The following is a 24398-nucleotide window of genomic DNA, read 5'->3' on the forward strand; positions in this document are numbered from 1 at the left end:
TCACTCAGCGGCCTCGAGGCGCTTCTTGTCGGCGCCGAAATCTTCGGGGAAATGGGTTAAGGCGCTCATCACGGGATAGGGGGCAAACCCTCCGAGCGCGCAGAGGGAGCCAAGCTTCATCGTATTGCAGAGATCTTCCAGGATCTCCAAGTTTTCCGCCCGGTCCTCGTCGGCGACGATCTTGTCGATCACCTCCATGCCGCGGGCCGAACCGATCCGGCAGGGCGTGCACTTGCCGCACGATTCGATGGCGCAGAACTCCATGGCGAAATGCGCCTGCTTGGCCATGTCGACCGTGTCGTCGAACACGACCACGCCAGCGTGGCCGATCAGCCCGTCGCGCGCTGCGAAGGCTTCGTAGTCGAACGGCGTGTCGAACAGGTCGCGCGGGAAATAGGCGCCGAGCGGGCCGCCGACCTGAACCGCGCGTACCGGACGGCCCGAATAGGTGCCGCCGCCGATGTCGTCCACGAGTTCGCCGAGCGTAATGCCGAAGGCCGTCTCGTAGAGGCCGCCATGCTTGATGTTGCCGGCGAGCTGGATTCGCATCGTGCCGCGAGAACGGCCCATGCCGAAGTCATGATAATACTGACCGCCCTTGTCCATGATGATCGGCACGGTCGCGAGCGACAGCACGTTGTTGATGATGGTGGGCTGGCCGAACAGGCCGACATGAGCGGGAAGCGGCGGCTTGGCGCGCACTTCGCCCCGCTTGCCTTCGAGGCTGTCGAGCAGCGAGGTCTCCTCGCCGCAGACATAGCGCCCCGCCGTCGCGGACCTCCATGTCGAAGGCGTAGCCCGAGCCCGCCACGTTGTCGCCGAGAGGCCCGCGTTGCGCGCCGCATCGATCGCCGCGCGCAGGGCGACGCTGGCATGGGGATACTCGGAGCGCAGGTAGATGTAGCCGTAGGTCGCGCCCACGGCGATGCCGGCGATGGTCATGCCCTCGATCAGCACGAAGGGATCGCCTTCCATGATCATGCGGTCCGCGAAGGTGCCGCTGTCGCCCTCGTCGGCGTTGCAGACGATGTATTTCTGCTGGGGCGGGCAATCGGCGACCGTGCGCCACTTGATTCCGGTGGGGAAGCCGGCGCCGCCGCGGCCGCGCAGGCCGGAGGCCAGAACCTCCTCGATAATGCCGTCGGGGCCCACTTCGAGGGCCTTCTTGAGGCCCGCGTAACCGCCATGGGCCTGGTAATCCTCCAGGGACCGCGGATCGGTCGTGCCGACCCGGGCGAAGGTGAGGCGCGTCTGGTTCTTGAACCAGGGATAGTCGTCCACGACACCGATGCATTTCTTGTGCGGCTTGCCCTCGAGCATGCCGGCATCGATCAAATCGTCGACCTTGGAGGCCCGCACCGGGCCGTAGCCCACGCGGCCCTGGTCGGTTTCGACCTCGACCAGCGGCTCCAGCCAATACATGCCGCGCGATCCGTTCCGCACGATCTCAAGGTCCAGGCCGCGCTCCTTGGCCTCTTTCTCGAAGCGCTTGACGACGGCTTCCGCGCCGAGAGCCAGCGCGCCGGAATCGCGGGAAATATAGATGCGAGTCACGACTGGGCCTCCTTGAGCAGCTCGTCGAGCCGCTCCTCGTCAAGGCCTGCGTAGACGTCCTTGTCCAGCATCACAGCCGGAGACGAATGGCAAAGCCCCAAGCAATAAACGGGCTCCAGGGTCACGCGGGCGTCGGCTGTGGTCCCGCCCATCTCGACCCCGAGCTTCTCTTTGGCGCGGCTCTCCAGCGCACGCACGCCGGCGGCCTGACAGGACTCCGCAAGGCATATCTTGAGAGTGCGGCGTCCGGGCGGTTCGCGCCGGAAGTCGTGGTAAAATGTCACGCAGCCATGCACTTCGGCCCGTGTGATATTGAGGGCGTCGGCAATCAAGGGTTCCGCGTCCAGCGGGACGCACCCGAAGACCTCCTGCAGCGCATGGAGGATCGGTAGTGTCGCGCCTCTTTGATCCTGATGCTCCGCGATGATTTCTACCGCGCGCTCAGGGTTCCATGTTTCGTATTTTGGCATTGCCCAGCAACGTTTTTTGAGCCATGTCCAAGATGGACATATCCCCATATGAAATCAATAAAGGAAGTCCGTTGGGGGATCGGGATTCCTGATTGAGCTCATGGGTATAGCCGTCCGCGATGCAGTTGTCCCGGTGGTTTTCTCAATCGCTAGACCTCGAGGGTCTCGGGCGGCGTTTTCACCGCGGCAATGCCCTCCAGGACGGGCGCCAGCTGCTTGGCCTCCACCACGAGGGCATTTATCAGCGGAGTCAGCGGGTTGCGGTGTGGTACCACCAACCCGATCGAGTGTGTGACAACCGGATCGACGATCGGGATGGCACGCACGTTCTTGGTGACCCCCAGCACCTCCGCCAGCCGCGCCGGCATGACGCTCGTCCATTTTCCGGTGCGGACATGGGCAATGAGGACGATGACCGAGTCCGATTCCAGCCTCGGGACGATATCGACGCCCGCCTCGTGCAGTTGAGCATCGATGATCCGGCGATTCTGCATGTCGGGCGTCAGGAGGCAGAGGGGCATGTGGCCGACCTCCTGCCAGGTGACGCTCTCCCGGTCCGCCAACGGGCCCTCGCTTGAAGCGAGCAGGCGGTAGTACTCGGTGTAGAGCGGAACGGACTGCACGCGGCCCAACGGTTCGTTGTCCAGATAGGTCAGGCCGGCGTCCACCTCGAGATTTTCCAGCATGCTCAAGACCTCGATCGAGGTCCGGGAGTGAATGGTGAAGCGCACGTCCGGATGATGGGCCTGGTAGGGCGTGGTCAGCATGGCCACGATGGGCAGGGCCGTCGGGATCGCTGCGATCCGCAAATGTCCCGCAAGACCATGCTTGAGAGCGTCGATTTCCTGCCGCATGGCCCGTGTGTCGGATACGATCCGCCGGGCCCAGTCCAGCACGCGCTCTCCCTCGGGCGTGAACCCGCGAAAGCGCGACCCGCGTTCGACCAGAAGCACGCCGAGCGTGTCCTCCAGCTGCTTGATTCCGGCGGAAAACGTGGGTTGGCTCACGCCGCAGCTTTCCGCGGCGTGCCCAAAATGCCGCTCCCGCGAGAGCGTGATGAGAAACTCGAGCTTATCGATCATGCCGTGCCGGGGGCGGGCCCCAATTCTCGTTCCGCAGCCAAGGCCGATAGTGGGGCCAGCACGCCGTCACAGCAACCTTTGAAGTGGCTTGCCCTACTTCTTCTTCTTTTCGGCCCGGAACGTCTTGTGGCAGGTCTTGCAGGCATCGACCACGCCCTTGAATTTGGCCTGCCATTCCGGCGCGTCGCCCTCCAACGCGGTCTTCAGCGCCGCGGCCGCCGTTTCCAGCCCCTCCGCATCGCCGGTGAACTTGTCCCATTGGGTCCAGATTTCAGGCTTGGCTTCGCTCGGGTGTCCGACCGTGCCTTCCGGAAAGAGCTCGGGGATCTTGGCCGCCGTGGTCTCGATCTCCGCTGCCGCGGCGGCTGCCTTTGCCGCGTCGAACGGCACCTTGCCCTTGGCCATGTCGCCGAGGACCTTCATTGCGTCCTTCTGGGTGTCCATCACGTCCATGCGTTCCTTGACGACGCCCGTCGCTTCCTCGTGGGCCGCGAGCGCGAAGGGCAGGAACACCAAAGAGAAAACCGCAACGATTTGAGCCAGCTTCGAAATCATGAATCACTCCCGAGCAAGTGTAAGGGTTGGCGACGGTCCCAGCGAACACGCACGCCGGGTAAGCGTCACCCAAAAAGGGTCCCTGAGACTCCCACTCGCCAGACTAGGGAAAGTGAAGGGTCTCAGGAAGATTGCACGACGTCACGCCTGTGTGATCGGGACCCGTATCAGCAGTCCCCGAGCGTCTTCTGCCAGCCCACCGTGAAGGTGTAGTCGGTCTCCAATTGCGGACCGTTGAGCCGCTGGTAGAAGGGCACGCCGAACTCCGCCGCGAGGCGGTGGCCGCACGTGATGCCCTTCTGGCCGATCAGGTTGACGCCGAGCAGAAGGTCCGCCCGGTCCCCGCCATAGAAGTCGGGATTGGCGGTCTGCACGGGCGCCACGATGTCGAGGTCTATGCCGTCGATTTCTCCGAGGCTTTGATACGCTACCCGGAGCGATGTGCTGACCCAGGGAGCCCATTCATAGGCGGCCCAACCGGTCGCCTGGTGCAGATTGCCCAGCCGGTAGCCCTCGGCGTTCTCGTCTTCCAGGCGGAAATTGCCCCGGTACTGGGCCCCGAACGACAGATTGCCCGTGCGGGTCGTGTAGACGATCCCCGGCAGCAGGTCCCACGTGCCCGACCCGAGCTGCATGGCATAGGGCAGGCGCACGATCGGCGTCGCACCCATCGGGGTCAGGATGCGGCCCTTTTCAGTGATGGACCCGGTCGGCGCGCTGAGGCTCATGAGCAGGTTCAAATGCTGCTCGCTGTCCTCGGTCTTCGAGTCGTAAAGACCGATGATGCCGCCGAACGACAGATCGCCGACGCCGTCGGTGCTGGTACTGAACCGGCCGAGCTGCGTCGTTCCCATGCCGCCCTTGTAGGTGATGTGAGTCATGTCCTTGTCGATATAGGGCAGCATCACGTTGAGCGTCACCCGGTCCGTCAGACCGTACATGGCCCCGAACATGTTCATGTTCATGTTCATTTCGGTCGGGACCACCCGCAGCGTCGGGGGCTGCATGGGCAGACCGGCGAACCGGTTCGGTACGGTCGTCACGATCTTGTCGGGCGAGACATCGTCCAAGCCGATCTTGTTCCCTTCCATCCACATATTCATGTAGCGGTAGGAGAGCATGAGCTCGCCTTGATGGTGGCGGTGGTCGCCCATGACGCCGATCGGGCCGTGGGCATCGGCGCGCGGAGCATGTTTGAACGTGCCGTCCTCGTAGATCATGTCGTAGCTGGTGCCGGCGGGCAGGGTGGAATCGGCTGCCGCGGTGAAGGCCAGCGTCTGAACGGCGGTGGCCGCGGCGAGCGCCAGCCACGTATGGCGCTTTCGCGCGTGAGCGTGGTCGAACATTGTTTCGAAGTCCTCTGTTGAATCGATGCGATCCAGTGGCCCCGGCACAGGGCCCCCTTAGGGGCCGGTGCAACGGCGCTGGAAAATCAAGTCGTCAGAGGAGGGTGGGCGGGCCGCGGCTCTTGGTGTGTTTGGCAACCTGCCGGACCGCGCCCTCGTTCATCGCCCAGGTGGCGATGCGGACGCGTTCGGCGTCGATCATGGCGGTGACCGGCGCGGCGGCCAGCGCGACCATGAAGGCCGCATAGCCCTTACAGAACGGGCATTTCTTCTGCGGGGTGTCGGGGGTGTCCGGGCGGTGCCCGGCGTCCTGCATGGCCGCGCCCCGGTGGCAGGACATTTCGAAGGTCAGGCCGTCGTCGCCGAACGCGAACGCCGTCGCCTGCGACACGACGTGGCCGGGCACCAGCGCCGTAAACAGCAAAACGCCCAGGAGCGCCAAGGCGCCCGCAAATCGGCGAGTCCTATGGAAATCCCCCAATCCCATGCCGCATTATTAATCATATCCTAACGTGGGGAAAAGGCATAAGAGCGGGGGAACATCTCGCGGGCCCGCGCTAAAAGGACTAGCGCGGCGTGCCGCGATCGCCGTTTCCACGACCCCGATCTCAATTCGCAGACGTCTCGAGTGCCCAACGCCATGACGAAGACCAGCCCGACGCACGCTCTTGTCGCCGATATCGGCGGCACCAACGCGCGCTTCGCCATCGCCGATCTGGCCACGCTCAAGCTGGCGGACATCCGGACCTTTCCGACGGCCGAGCACGCCACCCTCGCGGCTGCCATGCGGGCCTATCTCAAGGACGCGCCGGAGAAAATTGCGCATGCGGGCCTCGCCGTGGCAGCGCCGTTGCGGGAAGACACCGTCAAGTTCACGAACGCGGTCTGGACCTTCAAGCAAAGCACGCTCGCCCAAGAGGCGGGGCTCGACGCCGCCTATGTGTTCAACGACTTCGAGGCGCAGCCTTACGCGCTTCCCGTTCTGGGTGACGACGAACTCCACGCGCTTGGCGGCGGGGCAGCTGTAGATCGGGCCCCCAAAGTCGTGCTCGGGCCCGGGACGGGCCTCGGCGTTGCGGGCCTCGTCTGGTCGCCGTCCGGCTGGGTGCCGGTACCGGGCGAGGGGGGACATCAGACCTTTCCGGCCGAAAACGAGCGCGAACTGGCGATCCTTGAGCGCATGCGCAAGGGCCTCGAGCGCCTTTCGGTGGAGCGTGCGCTGTCGGGACCGGGCCTTGCCGACATCTATCAGGCGATTGCCGCGTCTTACGGCTTCAGCGACATGGCGTTTTCGCCCAAGGAGGTCGAGCAGATGGCCATCGGCGGCGAGGACGACATGGCCACGGAAGCCCTGGACTTCTTCGTGCGCTGGCTCGGACGCTTCGCCGGCGACATGGCGCTGGCCTTCGGCGCCCGCGGCGGGGTCTATATCGGTGGTGGCATCGCGCCGAAAATGCTGCCCCGGCTTGAGCAGGCCGATTTTCGGGAGGAGTTCGAGCGCAAGGGCCGCATGAAGCCTTATGTGGAGGCGATCCCGATCCACGTGATCGTCAGCGACTACCCGGGCTTGAAGGGCGCGGCGGCCGGCCTGCGGACCAAGCTCGCCAACGCCGCCTAGCGTTCGGCTCGGCGGCGTTCAGCTCACAGCGGACGCGATCGCCTCGCCCACATCGGCCAGGGCCGCATCGCGTTCCGTTTCGTCGGCCTTGGAGCCGGTGAGGAAGGCGGCGATCAGAATGGGATCGGGCCCGGTCGGCCAGGCCACGGCCACATCGTTGCTCGTGCCGTGCGGGCCGGTTCCCGTCCGGTCGCCCACGCGCCAGGTCTCCGGAAGTCCCGCCCTCAGGCGCGCCGTGCCCGTCTTGCAGCCGACGAACCATTCGGTCAGCAGGTCCCGGGAGAGGGGCGAAAGCGCATCGCCCACGAAGAGCTTGTCGAGATTGCCCAGCATGGCGTTGGGTGTCGTGGTGTCTCGGACCTCGCCGGGGCCGACATCGTTGAGCGCCGGCTCCATGCGGTCCATCCGCGTGACGTCGTCGCCGAGGGAGCGCACATACGCGGTTGCCGCCTCGGGCCCGCCGACCGTCTCGAGCACGAGATTGGCCGCCGTGTTGTCGCTCCAAACCATCGCCGCCGCGCACAGATCCGACAGGGATAGGACGCCCCCGGCATGTTTCTCGGTGACCGGCGCATAGGACAGGATCGCGCTTTTCGGCACGGGCACCTCGCGCGAGAGAGTCTCCTCGCCCTTGTCCACCCGGTTCAAGACTGCGGCGACCGCAAGCAGCTTGAACGTGCTGCACATGGGAAAACGCTCATCGCCGTGGAGCTCTGCCGCAAGGCCGGTTCCGGGATCCGAAACCGCGACGCCCAGCCGGCCACCCACCGCCGTCTCGATCTCCGAGAACCGGCGTGTCAGCGCGGCGCCGGGCGTGGCGTCCGCGCGAACGGGCCGGCCACCTGGCAGCAAGGCATAGGTCAAGGCCGCGGAGGCGCCCGCGACAAACATGCGGCGCGAGAACATAGGGTTCACTTACGTGCACATATCGGCAGAAGAAAGATTCCGGCCGTGCGAGCCCCGGATCGGTCGGTCTATTTGTACTCGACCTTGACGATCTCGTAGGACTTGCCGCCGCCGGGCGTCGACACTTCGACCACGTCGTTCTTGCGCTTGCCGAGCAGGGCGCGTGCGATCGGGGAGGTGATGGAGATCTTGCCCTCCTTCACGTTACCCTCGATCTCGCCAACGATGCGGTACTTGACCTTGTCCTCGGTATCTTCGTCGATCAGCGTCACCGTGGCGCCAAACTTGACCTGATCGCCCTTGAGCTTGGACACATCGATGATGTCGGCGCGGCTGAGCTTGTCCTCAAGGTCGGCGATGCGCGCTTCGGTAATGCCCTGCAGCTCCTTGGCCGCATGGTACTCCGCGTTCTCCGACAGATCTCCGTGGGAGCGCGCTTCGGCGATCAACTTGATGATCCGCGGCCGCTCGGCGGTCTTGAGATTCTTGATCTCGGCCTCGAGGGACGTATAGCCCTCTGCGGTCATCGGCACCTTTTCCATATCCGTTCAAACTCCTTAGGGGGTCCCCCATGACAATACTGTCAAGGAAGTGACCCGGCGAAGTCAAGAATCTGTTGATTTTGACCGTTTTCTAAAGCTCTTGGGCGGGCTCTTCAGGGCCCTGGCCAACATAGCTTTGGAGCGGGGCGACGGTCAGGCTGCCTGCGCGCAAGGCTCTAATCGCCTCGGTAGCGGCCAACGCGCCGGCGAGGGTTGTATAGTAAGGAATGTGGTTCAGCAAGGCCGAGCGGCGGATCGACATGGAGTCCGCCAGCGCCTTGGCCCCCTCCGTCGTGTTGAAGACGATGTCGATTTCGCCATTGGTAATGGCATCGACGATGTGCGGGCGCCCTTCCAGGACCTTGTTGACCCTCTGGCAGTCGATCCCATGTGCGGCAAGATGGCGCTGGGTGCCCCGTGTCGCGACGATCCGAAAACCCATGTCGATCATGGTGCGCACCGGTACGAGAAGCTTGTCCTTGTCGAGATCCTTCACCGACACGAACACGGTTCCCGCCAGCGGCAGTTTCGCGCCCCCGCCGAGCTGGCTCTTGGCGAAGGCGACGGCGAAGTCGCGGTCGATCCCCATGACCTCACCGGTCGAGCGCATCTCCGGTCCCAGCACCGGATCGACGCCCGGGAACCGCGCGAAGGGGAAGACCGCCTCCTTCACGGCGATATGGTCGAGTTTGGCCGGGGTCAGGCCGAAGGCTTCGACCGGCTTCCCCGCCATCACCTCGGAGGCGATACCCGCGATCGGTCTGCCGATCACCTTGGCGACGAAGGGCACCGTGCGCGAGGCGCGCGGATTGACTTCCAGGATGTAGATGTCGTCGTTCTGGATGGCGAACTGGATGTTCATCAGGCCGACCACGTTGAGCGCGCGCGCCAGCTCCCCGGCTTGCCGCTCCAGCTCCGTGACGATGGCCGGCTTCAAGGAATGGGGCGGGAGCGAGCAGGCGCTGTCGCCGGAATGGACGCCCGCTTCCTCGATATGCTCCATCACGCCGCAGACGAAGACGTCTTTGCCGTCGGCCAGCGCATCCACGTCCACTTCGATCGCATCGCGCAAATAAGAATCGAGCAGCACGGGGCTCTTGCCTGAGACCACCACAGCCTCGGCGATGTAGCGTTCGAGCTGCGCCTCGTCGTGGACGATCTCCATGGCCCGTCCACCCAGCACATAGGAGGGGCGGATCACGACCGGGAAACCGATCTGCTTGGCGATCGCGATGGCCTCTGTTTCCGAGCGTGCGATGCCGTTGTTCGGCTGCCGCAGACCGAGCCGCTCGATCAACGCCTTGAAGCGGTCGCGGTCTTCCGCCAGATCGATGGCGTCGGGCGAGGTGCCGAGAATGGGGACGTTGGCCTCTTCGAGCGCCGCTGCGAGCTTCAGTGGGGTCTGCCCGCCGAACTGCACGATGACGCCTTTGACCGTGCCGTTGGTCTGCTCCTTCCGCACGATCTCCAGCACGTCCTCTTCCGTGAGCGGTTCGAAATAGAGCCGGTCGGAGGTGTCGTAGTCGGTGGAGACGGTTTCCGGATTGCAGTTGACCATGATGGTCTCGAAGCCGGCATCGGATAGCGCGAAGGCGGCGTGACAGCAGCAATAGTCGAACTCGATGCCCTGGCCGATCCGGTTCGGGCCGCCGCCGAGAATGATGATCTTGTCCTTGTCCGACGGCCGGGCCTCGCACGACTCGCCGCCCGGGAATCCGGTCTCGTAGGTCGAGTACATATAGGCCGTCGGGGACGCGAACTCGGCCGCGCAGGTGTCGATGCGCTTATAGACCGGATGCACTTGAAGCGCGTTCCGCGCGCGCAGCACCTCGCCCGGAGTCACGCCCGCAAGCGTCGCAAGCCGTTCGTCCGAGAAGCCCATGGCCTTCAGTGTACGGAACGATGCGGAACTTGTCGGCAGTCCGTGCTCGCGCACCCGGTTCTCGGTATCGATGATGTCCTGAAGCTGGCGGATGAACCACGGATCGATGCGGCAGCTGTCGTAGATCTGTTCGTGATCGACGCCGAGCCGCAGCGCTTGCGCAACCTTCAGCAGGCGGTCGGGCGAGGGCGTGCCGAGCGCCTCGCGGATCACGTTCTTGTCCTCGCCTTGGCCGAGCCCTTCGAAATGGAACTCGTCGAGGCCAGTGAGGCCTGTTTCGAGCGAGCGCAACGCCTTCTGCAGCGACTCCGGAAAAGTGCGGCCGATGGCCATGGCTTCGCCGACCGACTTCATCGACGTGGTCAGCGTCGGGGTCGAGCCCGGGAATTTCTCGAAAGCGAAGCGCGGGATCTTCGTCACCACGTAGTCGATCGTGGGTTCGAAGGAGGCCGGCGTCGCCCCCCCCGTGATGTCGTTGGCGAGCTCGTCCAGCGTGTAGCCCACTGCGAGCTTGGCGGCGATCTTGGCGATCGGGAAGCCGGTCGCCTTCGAAGCCAGCGCGGAGGAGCGCGACACGCGCGGGTTCATCTCGATGACGATCAGCCGTCCGTCGTCCGGGTTCACGGCGAACTGGACGTTGGAGCCGCCGGTCTCGACGCCGATCTCGCGCAGCACCGCAATCGAGGCGTCGCGCATGATCTGGTATTCCTTGTCGGTGAGCGTGAGCGCTGGCGCGACGGTGATCGAGTCGCCCGTATGCACACCCATCGGATCGATGTTCTCGATGGAGCAGATGATGATGCAGTTGTCGTCCTTGTCGCGGACGACCTCCATCTCGTATTCCTTCCAGCCCAGCACCGACTCTTCGATCAGCACTTCGCAGGTGGGCGAGGCATCGAGGCCGCGTTCGACGATCTCCAGGAACTCTTCGCGGTTATAGGCGACGCCGCCGCCGGTGCCGCCGAGCGTGAAGGATGGACGGATGATGGCGGGCAGGCCCACGTCCTGCATCGCCTCCAGCGCCTCGATCAGCCCCCGCTCCACATAGCGCCGCCGCCGTTCGGAGTCGTTCCGGGCCCAGTCGGCCTCGACCGCGCGCATCGCTTCGGCACGGGCGTCCGGATCTGGATGCTCCGCCTCGATGCGCGCCACCTCGGCCGCATGGGTTTCGCGGTCGGCGCGCTTGAGAGTGCCGGCATCGGCGAGACGCGACTTGGGCGATTCGAGGCCGATCTTGTCCATGGCCTTGCGGAACAGTTCGCGGTCTTCGGCCTTGTCGATGACCTCGGCCTTGGCGCCGATCATCTCCACGCCGAACTCGTCCAACACGCCCGAGCGTTGCAGGCTCAGCGCCGTGTTGAGCGCGGTCTGGCCGCCCATGGTGGGCAGCAGCGCGTCCGGGCGTTCGCGTTCGATAATGCGCGCGACGAACTCTGGCGTGATCGGTTCGATATAGGTGGCGTCGGCCAGGTCCGGATCCGTCATGATCGTGGCCGGGTTCGAGTTGACGAGGATGATGCGGTAGCCCTCGTCCTTCAGGGCCTTGCAGGCTTGCGTGCCCGAATAGTCGAACTCGCAGGCCTGGCCGATCACGATCGGACCGGCGCCGACGATCAGGATGGACTCGATGTCTTCGCGTTTCGGCATGACAGGAAATGCTCTCGGCTGTGCGCTTATAGCGGAAGTTGGTCGGCTCGCAAGCGGCGCATCACAAGCCGGTGAGGGCCGGTTCCAATGGCGCGTGCGGGCGCGTACATGGTGCCCATTCCAGCGGCGGGACTACAATCGAGGGAAAACGTGCCACGCGACACCAAGCTAGAAGTCTGTCTTCTCATTATGCGGCTGACCTTCGCTGCATTCATCATGGTATGGGCGGTGGACAAGGTCATTGCGCCCGATCACGCGCAACGGGTCTTCTCCACCTATTACTTCACCGAGCTCGCGGCCTCGCCGCTCGTGATCGCCGGTGTCGTGCAGATCGTCATCATCCTCGCCTTCGCGGTTGGCTTCATGCGGTTCTGGACCTATGGCGCCATGCTCGTGATGCACGCGGTGTCGACGCTCTCGACCTGGGACAAGCTCCTGTTTCCTTGGGACGCCGGCCCGCGCGGTCTGTTGTTCTGGGCGGCGGTGCCGGTGCTCGGGTCCATCTTGGCGCTCTTCGTGCTGCGCGATCGCGATCGGCTTTTCTCGGTCGATGCCGCGCGGTCGCGGTAGGCGCGTAAGCAGCATCGGAGCGCGCACTAAGCCTTCGCCTTGTGGGCGGCCATCAGGTCGACGAAGCGCGTGAAGAGGTAGTGACTGTCTTGGGGACCGGGCGAGGCCTCCGGATGGTACTGCACCGAGAAGACGGGCTTGTCCTTGGCCTTGAGGCCGGCGTTGGATCCGTCGAACAGAGAAATGTGGGTCTCGGCGACCGTGTCGGGCAGGCTCTCGCGCGTCACCGCGAAGCCGTGGTTCATCGAGGTGATCTCGACCTTATCCGTCGCGTAGTCCTTCACCGGGTGGTTGGCGCCGTGGTGGCCCTGATGCATCTTCGCCGTTTCGGCGCCCAGCGTCAGGCCCAGCATCTGATGGCCGAGGCAGATGCCGAACGTGGGAACGCCGCTCTCGACGATCTTCTTCAATTCGGGGACGGCGTATGCGCCGGTCGCGGCCGGATCGCCCGGGCCGTTCGAGACGAACACGCCGTCGGGATCGCGCGCGAGGACCGCTTCGGCGCTGGTGTCGGCCGGGACCACGGTGATCTTGCAGCCGGCGGTGGCCAGCTCGCGCAGGATGTTGCGCTTCAGTCCGAAGTCGATGGCGACCACGTGGAAGCGCGGTTCCTCTTGCCGCCCGAAGCCGCGGCCCCATTGCCAGGAGGTTTCGTCCCAGGTGTAGCTTTGGCCGCAGGTGACGTCCTTGGCGAGATCGAGCCCCACCATGCCGGACCAGGCGGCGGCTTCGCGCTTCAACGCCTCCACATCGAAGATGCCGTCCGGGGCATGCGCGATGACGGCGTTCTGCATGCCGTTCTCGCGGATCAGCGCGGTCAGCGCCCGCGTGTCGACGCCGGTGATGGCGATGATGCCGCGCGCCTTCAGCCAGGCATCGAAGTCCTGAGCGGCGCGCCAGTTGGATGGCGCGGTGATCGACGTGCGCAGCACGCAGCCTTTCACGCCGGAAGAGGCCGCAAGGTTCGAGGTCTCGATGTCTTCGGTGTTCGCGCCCACATTGCCGATATGGGGGAAGGTGAAGGTGATGATCTGCCCGGCATAGGACGGATCGGTGAGGATCTCCTGGTAGCCGGTCATGGCCGTGTTGAAGCAGACCTCGCCCACGGCGCTGCCGGTCGCGCCCGCGCCGCGCCCCTCGATCACCGTGCCGTTGGCCAGAACGAGCAGGGCCGTCGGCGCTTCGTCCGTCCAGGGTTCGGTCCGGGGCGGTGCCGCCGGCGCGCTCGCATGCGTCGGCGCGGCCGTGGTCGGCCCTGTGTCGTGCTCGTCAGTCATCCGCGAATATCTATGTCCGGCCGGTGTCGGTGGTGGTCGCCAAGTCGGTTGCCAAGTCGAAAGCTGCAAACGGGGGCGTTGCGCTCGGGTCGGTCAGGCTCATGAACCACGAATCTTAAGGAGCGCGCGTCCTTAAGATGCGTTGTTTACGTCAGCTTTGTGACGCGGTCAATCCATGGCGTCAAAAAATTTCTTGTGAAAACAATGCGTTAGATGCGCAAATTCGCTTGCGTGTGTCCGTGCCGTCGATTAGGTTGGGGGCTTCCTTCCAAAAGCAGCCCAACGCGAGATCGATGCGCGAGACCATCACCGCCGCCCTGAAAGAGGCGACCAAAGCGCGCGAGGCGCGCCGTGTCTCCACGCTTCGGCTTGTGAGCGCCGCCATCAAGGATCGTGATATCGCCGCGCGCACCGCCGGGGCCGAACGGGCGAGCGACGCCGACTTGCTCGAGCTGCTCGCCAAGATGATCAAGCAGCGCGAAGAGTCCCAAAAGATCTATGCCGAGGCGGGACGCACAGAGCTCGCGGAGCAGGAGGCCGAGGAGGCCGCGATCATCCGCGACTTTCTCCCCAAGCAATTGTCCGACGCGGACATGGCCAAAGCCATCGACGAGGCCATCGCGGAAACGGGCGCGAGCGGCATGCGCGACATGGGCAAGGTCATGGGTGTGCTCAAAGGTCGCTATGCCGGCCAGATGGACTTCGGCAAGGCGAGCGGCGCGGTGAAGGCGAAGCTCGGCTAGTCATCCCGCGACTTGGACGCTGTAACGGACGCCGCGGGCAAAGCACACACGGCGTGAGCGCCGCACACACGCGCGCCAAACCGACGCCCCGACAAGACCACAATCGAGACGCGTGCCGCTTGTTTGTGCGTGGCGCGTGCGCACGCGCACGGGGCTGATGGAGCATTGTGCACCTGCACAATTTTGACTCGAAAACGGGCGCTTGGAGCGCGCGCGCATCGCCACACATTGGCCTGCCATTAACCGTTTCTTTACCTTAATAAGCCCGCGACTCGCCTTGTTTTTTCGATCAGAAATGCTGATCGAGTCATTCGGAAATTCCTGCGGCAGCCGGCCACGCGGCAGTATGTCATTGCGTTGCACCATAGACATATCGCGATGCAGCATTACCTATCGAGTCAACGGGGCGCGGAATCAGTTCGTGTCCGACTCGGAAATTGGAGGCCTACTGATGTTCAAGAACATCCTTCCTTTGGCAGCGGCGGTCATGCTGTCGCTGTTCGCCGTTACCGGTCTTGCCGGTGCCGGTGAATCGAACCACACGAATCTTGGGCCGGTCGGTCCGTACGAGCCGATCCTGACGACGGTCGGCAAGTCGCGTCTTGTTGCCTATTACGAGCCGGACGACGGCCGGTGCGCGGTGAGCGTGGTCATGTCCGACGACGGTGGCGTCAAGCCCATGCGCGTCCGTGTGGTGCTACACCCTGGCGAGCTGTTCCACCTCGACAGCGTTGCGGACGAGCGTGTCGTGATCACGTGCGCGCCGAACGCCAGGGGAATGGCCGTGCTCAACAAGGGCGAGATCCTCACCCGGTCGGCGAGCAACGTTCTCTACTAAGACAGACTCTGTCAGACGGCCCTAGCTGCGAGCGGGGACGAAAGCCGGGCGGCACTTCGGTGCCGCCCGGTTCTTTTTTGACGGGGTCTTTGCATCACTTTTCCTTGTGGCTTCGGTGCAACCGGGGCAGCATGCGCGGCGATTTCCACCACTCGAGACAAGGATGATGTGATGAGACTTCTGAAGTTGGCGGCCTTGGCGCCGCTCGCGGCTTTTGCTCTTTCGCCTGTGACCGCGCACGCGGCGCCGAAATATGCTTGCGCCGTACACGAAGTGTTCGAATGCACGGCCGTTTCGGGCTGCAAGCGGGTCAAGCACAGCGAAGCCGGAATCCCGCCCATGGTGACGCTCAACGTCAAGGAGAAGGGTCTTTTCTCGGGTCTCTTTGGCGGTGTCAATCTCTTGGAGAAGGGCGACGTCTACGAGGACGAGAAGGTGCTCATCATGCGTGGGCGCAAGGGCCTCCAGACCTGGACGGCGGTCGTCGAGAAGCCGAGTGGCGCCATGTCCGGAACGATCGCCCAAGCGGGACGCGCTTACACCCAGTTCGGTAGCTGCGTCGAAGCCCAATAGGCATCGGCAGATAGGCATTGGCGCGCAATGCGAACACCGTGCGCGCACTGCATGGAACGGGGCCGGGAGGCGAAAGCCTGCCCGGCCCTTTGTGTTTGGGCTGGCTATTGTGCGTTGGGATAATGGCCGCGCCGCGTGCGCCGCGTCATCAGGTAGAAGAGGGCGAAGGCGCCGATCGCGAGCAGCACAAGTCCGCCGGCCCAGGCCAGGGGCGTGCCATAGGCGTAGATGAGCCCGAAGCCGATCGCCGGCGTGACGCTCGAAGCCACGATGTCGGCCACGTCGATGTCGAAGCGCCACCACACGAACAGGGCGACCGCGGCGAACAGCGCCAGCAGCACGACCAGTACGATTTCGACCATCACCTGTCCCCAAAACGCCGTAGCATTGAGATATCACATTTTCCGACCGCGGGCAGGGGCTACGCACACGGTGCACGGCCTCGCTCGGGCCCCGGCGGCTAAAGGCCCCGTTCGATCGCCTTGAGGACCTGATAGCGTAGACGGCCGCCGCCCCTGAGGGCGATCACGAAGCGGACGCGGCCGTGATTGGCCGTATCGGCGTAGCCGGCCAGGGTCCGGATTCCCGACATCGTGCCCGTCTTGTTCGTGCCGCCGTCGTGGCCCTGCATCAGTTCGGCATAGGTCACGAACAGATTGAGCACCTGGGCCAGGCCGCGCGCCGTGAACCGGTTGCCGCGGCTGAGGCCCGAGCCCTCCTCGAGATAGATGTCATCCTGGAGCCCATGCGCCGCCAGCATCTCGTTGGCGACCTGGAGCGACTTCTCGAGGCTCACTGGCCCGCCATAGCGCTGCGCCCCGATCTCCAGGAACACCTGATTGGCCATGTAATTGTTCGACCCGATCAGCAGCAGGTTGATGATCGCTGCAAGGCTTCGCGATTGCTGGTGAATGTAGACGGGCTCGAGGCCTTCGGGCACCGGCCCGACGGTGATGTCGCCTTCGACCTTGCCGCCGGACTTTGCGATGAATGCCGACAGCAACTCGCCCGCATAGAGCAGGCTGAGCTTAGGATCCTTGGCGAGGCTGATGCGGCCGCGGCCCTTCGGCCCTCGCGCCTTGAACTGGCTGATCGCCAGCGGCGTAATCGGTGTCTGCTCCTCGCCGGGGGCGACCGTGTTGCCGCGTCGCACCGCGGCGATTGTATTGAAATTCACCGCCAGCGCGGAGTTCAGCGCGTTGTAGGACCGGCTATTGTCTTCGATGCCCGGAATGCTGACTTTTTCGGGATAGTAGCTGGGGTCCAGCACCATCCCGGCAACTGGCTCGGTGCCGATGGCCGCGACCAGTTCGGGTGCGAGCAATGCCAGTTCCTCGGAAACCAGCATCGGGTCGCCGCCGCCGCGCACATAGAGCACGCGATTTTCGTCCAGATAGAAGTGCGTCTTGAAGCGGTAGTCGGGACCCAGCACTTCCATGGCGAGCCACGCCGTCACGACTTTTGCGACCGAGGCCGGCACGAACGGTTTGTCGACGTTCTGCGCGACGAGTTCGTTGCCCTGCTCGTCCATCACGAAGACGATGCCGTCTGGCGCCAGGGCCCTGACGCTCTCCTTGGCACCGGCCAGAGCCGCTTTGGGGAGTCCCGGCGCGGACAGAAGCAACAGGACGAGAATGAGCAGGCGGGACCGCATGGCAGCTCTCTTTTACAGGCCGATATGCGCGCATGGCTACAGTGAACTCGGCCTCTTGGCACGGCGGTTCCCACCCGCGATAGGGTTAAGCAATAATTGAACAATAGCTGTAACGGTACCAAAGCGCGTGTTCCAGTCGGAGTGCCGGCCTCAAGATCATTTAAACCATGCCCCAGCGTACGGAGAGTCACTATGGGCCAAACGCCAATGACTGGCGCGGCCAGCAAGACAGATCAGTACGGGCTTGGCTCGTATCCAGCCATTATTCGCGAACCGCTCGTCGCCATGCGGATGCTCGCCAGTGCCGGCGTTGCGGCGACGTTCGATCACGTGCGCACGATCTCCTTGTTGCGGCTGCATAACCGGTTCGTCGACCGTCGGCGCCGCGAAAAATTCGTGGCCTCCCTGGAGCAGGCGACCAACGCCGATGCGCCGCGCGTTCGCACAACGATGCCCGAGGAAGTCGCCGAGGCCGTGCATTGCGCGCCCTTGCCGTCGAAGACCGTCAAGTGGGCCATCGACGCCGCGGGGCTCGATCCGGCCGAGTATCATCTCGTGGATGTGGGGTCCGGCTGGGGCTTCGCGCTCGAGGTCGCCTCGGAACTGCCGTTCCGGAGTCTGACCGGGGTGGAATTCGACGGCGGGTTCCATGAGATGGCCGTGCGGAATTTCGAGGACTTCGCGGCGCGCGGAACGGTCGCGCCCGGCCGGGTCACGCTCAAGCATGAAAGCGCGCTGGAAACGGACTTGCCGGCGGAGCCTCTGGTCGTCCTTCTGGCCAATCCGTTCGGCGAGCAGATCATGGCCCGCTTCCTGGACCGTCTGGCCGCAAGCCTGAAGGCGCATCCGAGGCCCGTGTGCATCCTCTATGTCAATCCGACCCAGGCTCACCTGTTCGACCGGCCCGGTCTCGACGAGATCGCGCTCCAGGGCGCTTCGGCGAGGCTCCTGCGGCTGTTCAGTCCCTACCGGGTGCGCGCCTATCGTTGGCATGGGTAAGGCCGGCGGCGCGATCGCTCCGGCGTTCAAGAGAGCGCTTCCGGACGCCTCCGCCGCGGTCATTACCGGAGTAAGGCTTCTTGGCGCCGGCGCGGCTTCGTCGCGCAGCTTCTGCTTGCACGTTTGCTCGGCGCCTCCGAACTCGGCCTGTTCTACGCGGTCACCAGTCTCGTCGCGGTCGCTGGTTTGATCGTCGTCCAGGGCTATCCGGTCATCATGATCCGCTTCGCCGCCCGCTACCGGGCTGCGATCCCGAAATTTCTCGCCTTCCTGCGCGGCTCAGCGCGTCAGAGCGCGCTGGCCGTGTTGCTCGCCTGTGCTGCGCTCGTGCTCGCCGCGCTTCTGTATCCGTTCGAGCACACGGAGACGCGCTGGGCGCTCCTCGTGGGCGCGGCCATGCTGCCATTCGTGGCGCTCATCAACATGACGTCGGCGATTGCCGCCGCGGCCCGCCGGTTCGCCGTTAGCTACATCCCGGAAGTCTTCGTGCGGCCGTTGCTGTTTCTGGCCGCCATCGTGCTGCTTGCCGGGACGGGCGCCACGGACTCCGCGATGGTCTTCCTGGTCGTCTTCGCCGCGATCACCGCCGGTGTCGCACTTGTCCAGACCCGTTTGGTCTGGCCGCTCGTTCCGAAGGGACAGCCCGCGGCCGTCCCTCCGCGGTTGTCGCGCCGCTGGCGGGGCGAGGCCCATATGGCCATAGTCGTGGCGCTGTTCATGACGGCCTTCGCCGACGTGGCCATCGTCCTGTCCTCGCCGCTCATGAACCAGGCCGACATCGCGGTGTTCGGCCTGTGCTTGAAGCTCTCCTTCCTGGTGGGCTTCATCGTCCAGATCGCCCACCACGTGGCCTCGCCCGATCTCGCGGACGCCCGCAACGCGCGCGATGGGGAGGCGCTTCAGCAGGCTCTGCGCAGGGCCGTGTTCCTGCCCGCGCTCGCAACGCTCGCCGTCATGCTGGCGGCGGTGTTCTTTGGCGACGCCATCCTGTCACTGTTCGGGCCAGACTTCGCGCGCGGCGGTCCCGTCCTCGCCGTTCTCATCGGCGCGCAGGTGCTCATGGCCTTGGCGGGTCCGAGCGTGACCATGATGACGCTGTCGGGCGCGCAACGGGACAATGCGGGTCTGTGCGGCATCGCGCTGTGTGCGCTCGCCATCGCCGACTTCCTGTTGATCCCCGCACTCGGTGCATTCGGAGCGGCGCTGGCCGTCCTTGCCGCCATTGCGATCTGGCAGGTCGCCGTGCTCGTCACGCTGCGGCGGCGCGGCGAAGTCAGAACCGATTGTCTTGCCCTTCTACAGGCCGCGTTTGTCTCGCGCCTGGGCGGCGGCACCGGCAGGCGGTAGCGCCATCCGTCCCAGCGCGGCGTGATGGGGGCTCGCGAGCCAGAGCGTGCCAGTTGCGTCGCCGGCGTCATGGGATTGGGCGACGCCGGTGACGAACGAGAACCGGCGGTGCTTCATCTTGATATTGTGGACCAGCCGTCCGTCGAGATCGTAGGCCTGCACCCAGACGACGCGCCGCGGCCGTGGCCGGAGCGCCGGTGGCATCCTCAGCGCGAGGGCCCGTAAGACCGGCGGCCGGGGCAGCAGGAAATCGAGGAGGCCCATGCGCGGCGCGGGCAGGGCTACCCAGAGGAGTCCCGCCTCCGACAGGCTCATATTGTCCGGGAAGCCAGGCATCCCCGTGACGAAGTCGGACCAGTTCCCGGCGTCCAGGCCCTTGAGCTGGAACTTGCGGATCCGGTAGGCGAGCGTCTCGGCGACGAGGACAAACGACTCGTCCGGCGCGAGCGCGAGCCCGTTCGCGAAGGCGAGGCCCCGGGCCAGCACGGTGACGTCGCCGCCGGGGCCGAGGCGCACCAGGCGGCCCGAGGTCGCGTGCGCAATCGTATCCGCATCGTAGTCGTCCCAGGTCGCGGTGTCGGACGAGGTGGTGAAATAGAGCGTCCCGTCGTCGCAGAGCACGGCGTTGCTGCAAAAGCGCAAGGGCGCGCCTTCGATCTCGTCCACCACGACCGTGATCCGTCCGCTCGCGGGATCGAGGCGCAACAGACCCTTGTCGTGGTCGCAAACCAGCAGGCTCCCGTCCGGGCAGGCCTCGATGCCGAGGGGCCGCCCGCCCGTGTTGCCGAGCACCGTGGCGCCTTCGCGCCCGAGGCGCACCACGTCCCCATTGCCAAGTCCCGTGACCACGGAGCCCGAGGGTTCGATCAGCGCGTCCTCGCCGCCGGGGCCGGGGAGCGCGTGCAGCGCGAGCGGCAGTGCGACCGCGCGGTCGCGCGATCTGGGAGGCGGGCGCCAGCGGACGGGGCGGTGTACTCGCTGCGGACACATGCCTTGCGATGCCACGTCCGGCGCGCCGGGGAAAGGGCGCACCAATGGAGGGCCGTCGAGGAACCTGGCCTCAGTCCGCCAGCGGTCCGGGAACCAGCTCCCGGTAGGCGCGCCAGCTTGCAAGGCCCAGCCACGGGAACACGATCGTCAGCGCCAGAAAGCCCGTTGCCGCGCTGGCGAGCGTCAGGACCCCGAGGATCGCGGCCCAAAGGAGCATCGGCCAGAAATTCTCAGCCACCGCGCGCACGCTGGTGGCGATGGCGGCGAAGACACCCGTATGCCGGTCGAGCAGCATCGGGGCCGCCACGACCACCCCGCAATAGGTGAGGAAGGCGATCAGGCCGCCGGCCACCGTGCCCGTCACGAGCATGGTGTTGCCGTCCGACGTGTGGAGGGCGAAGTCGACGAAGTCGTCGACCGTCCGGTGCAGCTGATAGGTGGAGAGCCCGTAGACGATCTGCGCGATCCGCCCCCAGAGGAGGTAGATCAGCAGCAGGAACAGGCCGAGATAGGCGAGGTCGCCGCGCACGGCGTCGCGGACATAGAGCATCTCCCCCAGCGTCGGTGTCTGCCCGTGTTCGATCTGGCGCCCGGCCTCGTAGAGCCCCATGGCGATCATGGGCGCGACGAACACGAAGCCGCAGGTGAGCGCCAGGGCCCAGAATTCCGCGTCCGAGGCGATCAGCGCATAGGAGATTCCAAGGCTCACCAGCGCAAGAAGGAAGCCGTAGACGAGGCACGGCACGGGCGCTTTCCAAAGGTCGCGCCAGCCGCCCGCCAGCCACCGGAACGGCGCCTTCAGGTCCACAGTGGCGACGTCGGGCAATCCTCCTGAACTATCCAATTCGTTCTCCCAATATCGGTCGCGGGTGTCGCCCGCGGCATCTTTCGCAATGAATTCAAGCAAAGGGCATCACAAGAAGAAATGAAGCAGAAATGGCGGGGACTTGTCACCCAAGCGTCACCCGTAGCGGCCAGAGACGAAATCGGAGCAGCGAATGGTTTTCGGCCGGACGAAGATGTCCTTCGTGTCGCCAACCTCCACAAGAGTGCCGAGGTGAAAGAACGCGGCGCGCTGCGAGATTCGCGCAGCCTGCTGCATGTTGTGGGTGACGATGACGATTGTGTAGTCCTTGCAGAGCTCATCCACCAGATTTTCGATCAGGGCCGTCGCGCCGGGATCGAGCGCCGAACACGGCTCGTCCATGAGGAGCACTTCGGGCTCGGTGGCGATGGCGCGGGCGATGCACAGGCGCTGTTGCTGGCCCCCGGACAGATCCGTGCCGGGCGAGCGCAAACGGTCCTTCACCTCGTCCCACATGCCGACGGCGTGGAGGCACTTCTCCATGAGTTCGTCGCCTTCCCGCCGGTTGGTCACGAGGCCCTTGATTTTGGCCCCATAGATGACGTTCGTGCGGATCGACCAGGGAAACGGATTGGGCTTCTGCGCGATCCAGCCGAAACGGCGGCGCAAGAGCGGCGGGTCGATCTCGGGGCGGTAAATGTCCTCGCCGTCCAGAAGGATCCGACCCTCCATGCGTACATTCGGGATGATGTCGTTGCTCCGGTTGAGGCAGCGCAGCAGCGTGGTCTTGCCGCAACCGGACGGGCCGATCAGCGCCGTGACCTCGTTGCGGTAGATGTCGAGCGAAACGTCTTTCAAGGCATGCTTGTCGCCGTACCAGAAATCCACGTGCTCGACGCGCATCTTGGCGGGATGCGCGTCATTGTGATTGGGCGTCGGACCCAGATGGGCCAGCAACTGCGTGGTGGCGGGTTCGAGCATGTCGATCTCATCCTCAAGACAAAGGACGTATGCGGCATTGCGGCACATCAAGGGCCGGACGCCGTCCGGGGAAATTTTCCGCACTTCCCTGCCTGCGGGCGGCCCTAAAAGGTTTCGGGCTGGCCGCCCGGGCCCGCCGTGAAGTCGGTCCGCTTGGACGTGTTCCTATTGGGCTTGGTCTTGGCCAGGACTTTCTGCATCTGTTTGGGCAGGTAAGGCTCGGCGCGATTGAGCTGCGCATCGAGTCCGCCGTTCCGCCGGCGCAAGAGCCGGGCGTGGGCCGCGACGGTCGGGCTGCTGGCGATCAGCAGCGTCAGTCCGACAACCATCAGGATCAGACCCGTGGGGATGGCAGCCACACCGTGGCGACGCCCGCGGCCATGCAGACCCCGCCGGTGATCTTCGTGATGAGTTTGCTCAGGCCCGAGCCAGTCCTGCCGCGCATCCATCCTGCGTAGTGTTTACGCGTGACAGTACTATGGCGCGGCGACGGCGCAGTGAGGCCGATCCCCGGCATCGCACTGGCGGTCAGTTTGGCTCCTCGTCCTCTCCGTTTCGCTCTAGTTTGTCCAGGAGTGCCGCCATGACCCGGCGCGTGGTTTCGATGTCCTTCACGCGAAGCCCGTCCGAAAGCGCGTTGATCCAGGGCGCCTGCAGCCGCATGGCCGCCTCGAATGTCCGCCGGCCCTTCTCGGTCAGAACGACCAGTTGCGCCCGCTTGTGATGCGGGTTCGGTTCGAAAGCGACCAAGCCCTCTTTCTCCAGATCGTTGACGATCCGCTGCACGTTCTGGCGGTTGGCGCCCATGTCCCGGGCAAGCCACGCGACCGGCTGCGGCCGCGCCGCGGCGACGACGGTCCCGAGCACCTGCCAGCGTGCACTTGTCAGGCCAAGATCGGCGATCAGCCGGTCACCAGCCGCGAGCACCCGGTTGTTGAGGGTGAAGAGGTCCAGGACGAGGTCCGTCAAGGCGGCTCCGGCGGGCGTTCGCGCGAAATCCTTCATTGTGTCACCATGAGTTCGTATTGACATCATCATGTCAAAACACTATGTGATGTATTGTGTCATGTTGACATCATATAACCAAATTGAACGGAGCCCGCCATGTCTTTCCTGCGCCCCCTCGACCCGGCCTTTCCCATCGACCGGCAGCTCGCGATCGAGGCCTCTCCCGTTGTGCTGGTGAACGTCTTCACGCTCGAAAAGGCGGACGAAGAGGCGTTTCTGACGGCGTGGCAGGAGGATGCGAACTTCATGAAGCGGCAGCCGGGCTTTATATCCACCCAGCTCCACCGCGCGATCGGCGACAGCCCCGCCTACCTGAACTATGCGGTCTGGGAGTCCACGGCCGCGTTCCGGGCCGCGTTCGAGAATCCGGACTTCGTCGCGACCCATGCGGCCTATCCAAAATCCGCCGTCGCCGCCCCGCACCTGTTCCAGAAGGTCGGGGTGGCCGGGATCTGCGTCGCCTAGCGGCCGCGAACGCGCACGAACGGAGAGTGACGATGCTCAAGATCCTTCATCCCGTGGCGGGCGCGGTCGCGCTCCTGACGATTGCGACCTTCTGGCTCTCGACGGCCTTCAGCGAGCTCTTCGGGTCCGAAGCGGCCGTGACCGCCGTCAAGACGGCCATCCCGTGGGGCTTCCTCCTGCTGATTCCGGCCCTTGCCGCTGCGGGAGGATCGGGCTTTGCCTTGGCGCATGGGCGCCGGGCCGGGTTGATCGGCCGGAAGATCAAACGCATGCCGCTCATTGCGGCGAACGGCATCCTGGTCTTGATCCCGGCGGCCCTCTTTCTCGCCTCCAAGGCACGCGCCGGACAGTTCGATGCCGCCTTCTATCTGGTGCAAACGGTCGAACTCGTTGCCGGCGCGATGAACATCACGCTGCTCGGCCTCAATATGCGCGACGGTCTCAGGATTGCGGGGCGGTTGCGCCCCCGGCCCGCGTGACGCAGGCCCCCCGCATGCCGTCCCTTTGGCGGCGCCGCGCACCGGCGGGCTGTTTTGGTTCCCCTTT

Annotated in this window: 26 protein-coding genes; 9 read left to right on the forward strand and 17 right to left on the reverse strand. The window is 64.9% G+C overall.

What is annotated here, in order from left to right:
* The 6 genes from AUC68_RS14775 to AUC68_RS14800 all read right to left on the reverse strand — a co-directional run bounded on the left by AUC68_RS14775 (position 1) and on the right by AUC68_RS14800 (position 5449).
* Entirely contained in the window at positions 1-1554 is a 1554-nt protein-coding gene (locus AUC68_RS14775) for a formate dehydrogenase beta subunit (protein ID WP_244500553.1), read from the reverse strand.
* The gene (locus tag AUC68_RS14780) at positions 1551-2024 is read right to left on the reverse strand and encodes a formate dehydrogenase subunit gamma (RefSeq protein WP_069438354.1); all 474 of its coding nucleotides are present in this window, start codon (positions 2022-2024) and stop codon (positions 1551-1553) included. Before AUC68_RS14780 ends, AUC68_RS14775 begins: the two co-directional genes overlap by 4 nt.
* A gap of 149 nt (positions 2025-2173) precedes the next feature.
* The gene (locus AUC68_RS14785; RefSeq protein ID WP_069438355.1) at positions 2174-3106 is read right to left on the reverse strand and encodes a LysR family transcriptional regulator; all 933 of its coding nucleotides are present in this window, start codon (positions 3104-3106) and stop codon (positions 2174-2176) included.
* A gap of 93 nt (positions 3107-3199) precedes the next feature.
* Positions 3200-3661 carry a c-type cytochrome gene (locus AUC68_RS14790; RefSeq protein WP_069438356.1) on the reverse strand — a complete coding sequence of 154 codons (462 nt, stop codon included), beginning with the start codon at positions 3659-3661 and terminating at the stop codon, positions 3200-3202.
* Positions 3662-3828: 167 nt separating this feature from the next.
* Entirely contained in the window at positions 3829-5007 is a 1179-nt protein-coding gene (locus tag AUC68_RS14795; protein WP_204377053.1) for a transporter, read from the reverse strand.
* Between the two features lie 94 nt (positions 5008-5101).
* Positions 5102-5449, reverse strand: coding sequence for a DUF2946 family protein (locus AUC68_RS14800; RefSeq protein WP_069438357.1), 348 nt, complete (start codon positions 5447-5449; stop codon positions 5102-5104).
* A 198-nt stretch (positions 5450-5647) separates the two neighbouring features.
* Between AUC68_RS14800 and glk the strand changes: the two genes are divergently transcribed.
* On the forward strand, positions 5648-6625 hold the full coding sequence (gene glk, locus AUC68_RS14805; protein WP_069438475.1) for a glucokinase: 978 nt from the start codon (positions 5648-5650) through the stop codon (positions 6623-6625).
* Positions 6626-6643: 18 nt separating this feature from the next.
* Here the strand turns inward: glk and bla are convergent, their stop codons facing one another.
* From bla to carB, 3 genes are all read right to left on the reverse strand, one after another.
* Complete coding sequence (gene bla, locus AUC68_RS14810; RefSeq protein WP_069438358.1) at positions 6644-7531, reverse strand: class A beta-lactamase; 888 nt, start codon at positions 7529-7531, stop codon at positions 6644-6646.
* Between the two features lie 68 nt (positions 7532-7599).
* Positions 7600-8073 (reverse strand): transcription elongation factor GreA, encoded by a 474-nt coding sequence (greA, locus tag AUC68_RS14815; RefSeq protein WP_069438359.1) that lies wholly within the window; start codon positions 8071-8073, stop codon positions 7600-7602.
* A gap of 91 nt (positions 8074-8164) precedes the next feature.
* A complete protein-coding gene (carB, locus tag AUC68_RS14820; RefSeq protein ID WP_069438360.1) occupies positions 8165-11602 on the reverse strand; it encodes a carbamoyl-phosphate synthase large subunit in 3438 nt (1145 codons plus the stop codon).
* Positions 11603-11752: 150 nt separating this feature from the next.
* Here carB and AUC68_RS14825 point away from each other — a divergent pair, with 150 nt between their 5' ends.
* The gene (locus AUC68_RS14825; RefSeq protein ID WP_141701313.1) at positions 11753-12172 is read left to right on the forward strand and encodes a hypothetical protein; all 420 of its coding nucleotides are present in this window, start codon (positions 11753-11755) and stop codon (positions 12170-12172) included.
* A gap of 26 nt (positions 12173-12198) precedes the next feature.
* Here AUC68_RS14825 and carA read toward each other — a convergent pair whose 3' ends face one another.
* Entirely contained in the window at positions 12199-13449 is a 1251-nt protein-coding gene (gene carA / locus AUC68_RS14830) for a glutamine-hydrolyzing carbamoyl-phosphate synthase small subunit (protein WP_083240795.1), read from the reverse strand.
* Between the two features lie 293 nt (positions 13450-13742).
* Between carA and AUC68_RS14835 the strand changes: the two genes are divergently transcribed.
* The 3 genes from AUC68_RS14835 to AUC68_RS14845 all read left to right on the forward strand — a co-directional run bounded on the left by AUC68_RS14835 (position 13743) and on the right by AUC68_RS14845 (position 15603).
* A complete protein-coding gene (locus tag AUC68_RS14835) occupies positions 13743-14192 on the forward strand; it encodes a GatB/YqeY domain-containing protein (RefSeq protein WP_069438361.1) in 450 nt (149 codons plus the stop codon).
* A 451-nt stretch (positions 14193-14643) separates the two neighbouring features.
* Positions 14644-15030: a hypothetical protein gene (locus AUC68_RS14840; RefSeq protein ID WP_069438362.1), complete on the forward strand. Its 387-nt coding sequence runs from the start codon at positions 14644-14646 to the stop codon at positions 15028-15030.
* A 171-nt stretch (positions 15031-15201) separates the two neighbouring features.
* Positions 15202-15603 carry a hypothetical protein gene (locus AUC68_RS14845; RefSeq protein WP_069438363.1) on the forward strand — a complete coding sequence of 134 codons (402 nt, stop codon included), beginning with the start codon at positions 15202-15204 and terminating at the stop codon, positions 15601-15603.
* 104 nt (positions 15604-15707) lie between these two features.
* On the opposite strand, the gene AUC68_RS14850 is transcribed toward AUC68_RS14845, so the two are convergent.
* Complete coding sequence (locus AUC68_RS14850) at positions 15708-15965, reverse strand: hypothetical protein (RefSeq protein WP_069438364.1); 258 nt, start codon at positions 15963-15965, stop codon at positions 15708-15710.
* 98 nt (positions 15966-16063) lie between these two features.
* Positions 16064-17257: a D-alanyl-D-alanine carboxypeptidase/D-alanyl-D-alanine-endopeptidase gene (locus AUC68_RS14855; protein WP_069438365.1), complete on the reverse strand. Its 1194-nt coding sequence runs from the start codon at positions 17255-17257 to the stop codon at positions 16064-16066.
* Positions 17258-17449: 192 nt separating this feature from the next.
* On the opposite strand from AUC68_RS14855, the gene AUC68_RS14860 reads away from it, so the two are divergent.
* Both AUC68_RS14860 and AUC68_RS14865 read left to right on the forward strand, forming a co-directional pair.
* Complete coding sequence (locus AUC68_RS14860; RefSeq protein WP_069438366.1) at positions 17450-18256, forward strand: class I SAM-dependent methyltransferase; 807 nt, start codon at positions 17450-17452, stop codon at positions 18254-18256.
* Positions 18257-18379: 123 nt separating this feature from the next.
* Complete coding sequence (locus tag AUC68_RS14865) at positions 18380-19603, forward strand: lipopolysaccharide biosynthesis protein (RefSeq protein WP_069438367.1); 1224 nt, start codon at positions 18380-18382, stop codon at positions 19601-19603.
* Here the strand turns inward: AUC68_RS14865 and AUC68_RS14870 are convergent.
* From AUC68_RS14870 to AUC68_RS14890, 5 genes are all read right to left on the reverse strand, one after another.
* Positions 19553-20593, reverse strand: coding sequence for an SMP-30/gluconolactonase/LRE family protein (locus AUC68_RS14870; RefSeq protein WP_083240796.1), 1041 nt, complete (start codon positions 20591-20593; stop codon positions 19553-19555). The genes AUC68_RS14865 and AUC68_RS14870 overlap by 51 nt on opposite strands.
* Before the next feature lie 70 nt (positions 20594-20663).
* Entirely contained in the window at positions 20664-21437 is a 774-nt protein-coding gene (locus AUC68_RS14875) for a DUF2189 domain-containing protein (protein WP_069438479.1), read from the reverse strand.
* Between the two features lie 117 nt (positions 21438-21554).
* Entirely contained in the window at positions 21555-22379 is an 825-nt protein-coding gene (gene pstB, locus AUC68_RS14880; protein WP_083240820.1) for a phosphate ABC transporter ATP-binding protein PstB, read from the reverse strand.
* Between the two features lie 104 nt (positions 22380-22483).
* Positions 22484-22738 (reverse strand): hypothetical protein, encoded by a 255-nt coding sequence (locus AUC68_RS14885; protein ID WP_141701314.1) that lies wholly within the window; start codon positions 22736-22738, stop codon positions 22484-22486.
* A gap of 169 nt (positions 22739-22907) precedes the next feature.
* Positions 22908-23384, reverse strand: a complete 477-nt coding sequence (locus AUC68_RS14890; protein ID WP_069438369.1) for a MarR family winged helix-turn-helix transcriptional regulator — start codon at positions 23382-23384, stop codon at positions 22908-22910.
* Positions 23385-23483: 99 nt separating this feature from the next.
* Here AUC68_RS14890 and AUC68_RS14895 point away from each other — a divergent pair, with 99 nt between their 5' ends.
* Both AUC68_RS14895 and AUC68_RS14900 read left to right on the forward strand, forming a co-directional pair.
* Positions 23484-23852, forward strand: coding sequence for an antibiotic biosynthesis monooxygenase family protein (locus tag AUC68_RS14895; RefSeq protein WP_069438370.1), 369 nt, complete (start codon positions 23484-23486; stop codon positions 23850-23852).
* Between the two features lie 32 nt (positions 23853-23884).
* A complete protein-coding gene (locus tag AUC68_RS14900; RefSeq protein ID WP_069438371.1) occupies positions 23885-24331 on the forward strand; it encodes a hypothetical protein in 447 nt (148 codons plus the stop codon).
* The last annotated feature ends 67 nt before the right edge of the window (positions 24332-24398 follow it).

Source organism: Methyloceanibacter methanicus (assembly GCF_001723285.1).
GTDB lineage: Bacteria > Pseudomonadota > Alphaproteobacteria > Rhizobiales > Methyloligellaceae > Methyloceanibacter > Methyloceanibacter methanicus.

Excerpts from the sequence above, each read along its gene's own strand:
- AUC68_RS14780 (WP_069438354.1), bottom strand. The coding sequence starts at position 2,024 with ATGCCAAAATACGAAACATGGAACCCTGAGCGCGCGGTAGAAATCATC.
- AUC68_RS14785 (WP_069438355.1), bottom strand. The coding sequence starts at position 3,106 with ATGATCGATAAGCTCGAGTTTCTCATCACGCTCTCGCGGGAGCGGCAT.
- AUC68_RS14790 (WP_069438356.1), bottom strand. The coding sequence starts at position 3,661 with ATGATTTCGAAGCTGGCTCAAATCGTTGCGGTTTTCTCTTTGGTGTTC.
- AUC68_RS14795 (WP_204377053.1), bottom strand. The coding sequence starts at position 5,007 with ATGTTCGACCACGCTCACGCGCGAAAGCGCCATACGTGGCTGGCGCTC.
- glk (WP_069438475.1), top strand. The coding sequence starts at position 5,648 with ATGACGAAGACCAGCCCGACGCACGCTCTTGTCGCCGATATCGGCGGC.
- bla (WP_069438358.1), bottom strand. The coding sequence starts at position 7,531 with ATGTTCTCGCGCCGCATGTTTGTCGCGGGCGCCTCCGCGGCCTTGACC.
- greA (WP_069438359.1), bottom strand. The coding sequence starts at position 8,073 with ATGGAAAAGGTGCCGATGACCGCAGAGGGCTATACGTCCCTCGAGGCC.
- carB (WP_069438360.1), bottom strand. The coding sequence starts at position 11,602 with ATGCCGAAACGCGAAGACATCGAGTCCATCCTGATCGTCGGCGCCGGT.
- carA (WP_083240795.1), bottom strand. The coding sequence starts at position 13,449 with ATGACTGACGAGCACGACACAGGGCCGACCACGGCCGCGCCGACGCAT.
- AUC68_RS14835 (WP_069438361.1), top strand. The coding sequence starts at position 13,743 with ATGCGCGAGACCATCACCGCCGCCCTGAAAGAGGCGACCAAAGCGCGC.
- AUC68_RS14840 (WP_069438362.1), top strand. The coding sequence starts at position 14,644 with ATGTTCAAGAACATCCTTCCTTTGGCAGCGGCGGTCATGCTGTCGCTG.
- AUC68_RS14845 (WP_069438363.1), top strand. The coding sequence starts at position 15,202 with ATGAGACTTCTGAAGTTGGCGGCCTTGGCGCCGCTCGCGGCTTTTGCT.
- AUC68_RS14850 (WP_069438364.1), bottom strand. The coding sequence starts at position 15,965 with ATGGTCGAAATCGTACTGGTCGTGCTGCTGGCGCTGTTCGCCGCGGTC.
- AUC68_RS14855 (WP_069438365.1), bottom strand. The coding sequence starts at position 17,257 with ATGCGGTCCCGCCTGCTCATTCTCGTCCTGTTGCTTCTGTCCGCGCCG.
- AUC68_RS14860 (WP_069438366.1), top strand. The coding sequence starts at position 17,450 with ATGGGCCAAACGCCAATGACTGGCGCGGCCAGCAAGACAGATCAGTAC.
- AUC68_RS14870 (WP_083240796.1), bottom strand. The coding sequence starts at position 20,593 with ATGTGTCCGCAGCGAGTACACCGCCCCGTCCGCTGGCGCCCGCCTCCC.
- pstB (WP_083240820.1), bottom strand. The coding sequence starts at position 22,379 with ATGCTCGAACCCGCCACCACGCAGTTGCTGGCCCATCTGGGTCCGACG.
- AUC68_RS14890 (WP_069438369.1), bottom strand. The coding sequence starts at position 23,384 with ATGAAGGATTTCGCGCGAACGCCCGCCGGAGCCGCCTTGACGGACCTC.
- AUC68_RS14895 (WP_069438370.1), top strand. The coding sequence starts at position 23,484 with ATGTCTTTCCTGCGCCCCCTCGACCCGGCCTTTCCCATCGACCGGCAG.
- AUC68_RS14900 (WP_069438371.1), top strand. The coding sequence starts at position 23,885 with ATGCTCAAGATCCTTCATCCCGTGGCGGGCGCGGTCGCGCTCCTGACG.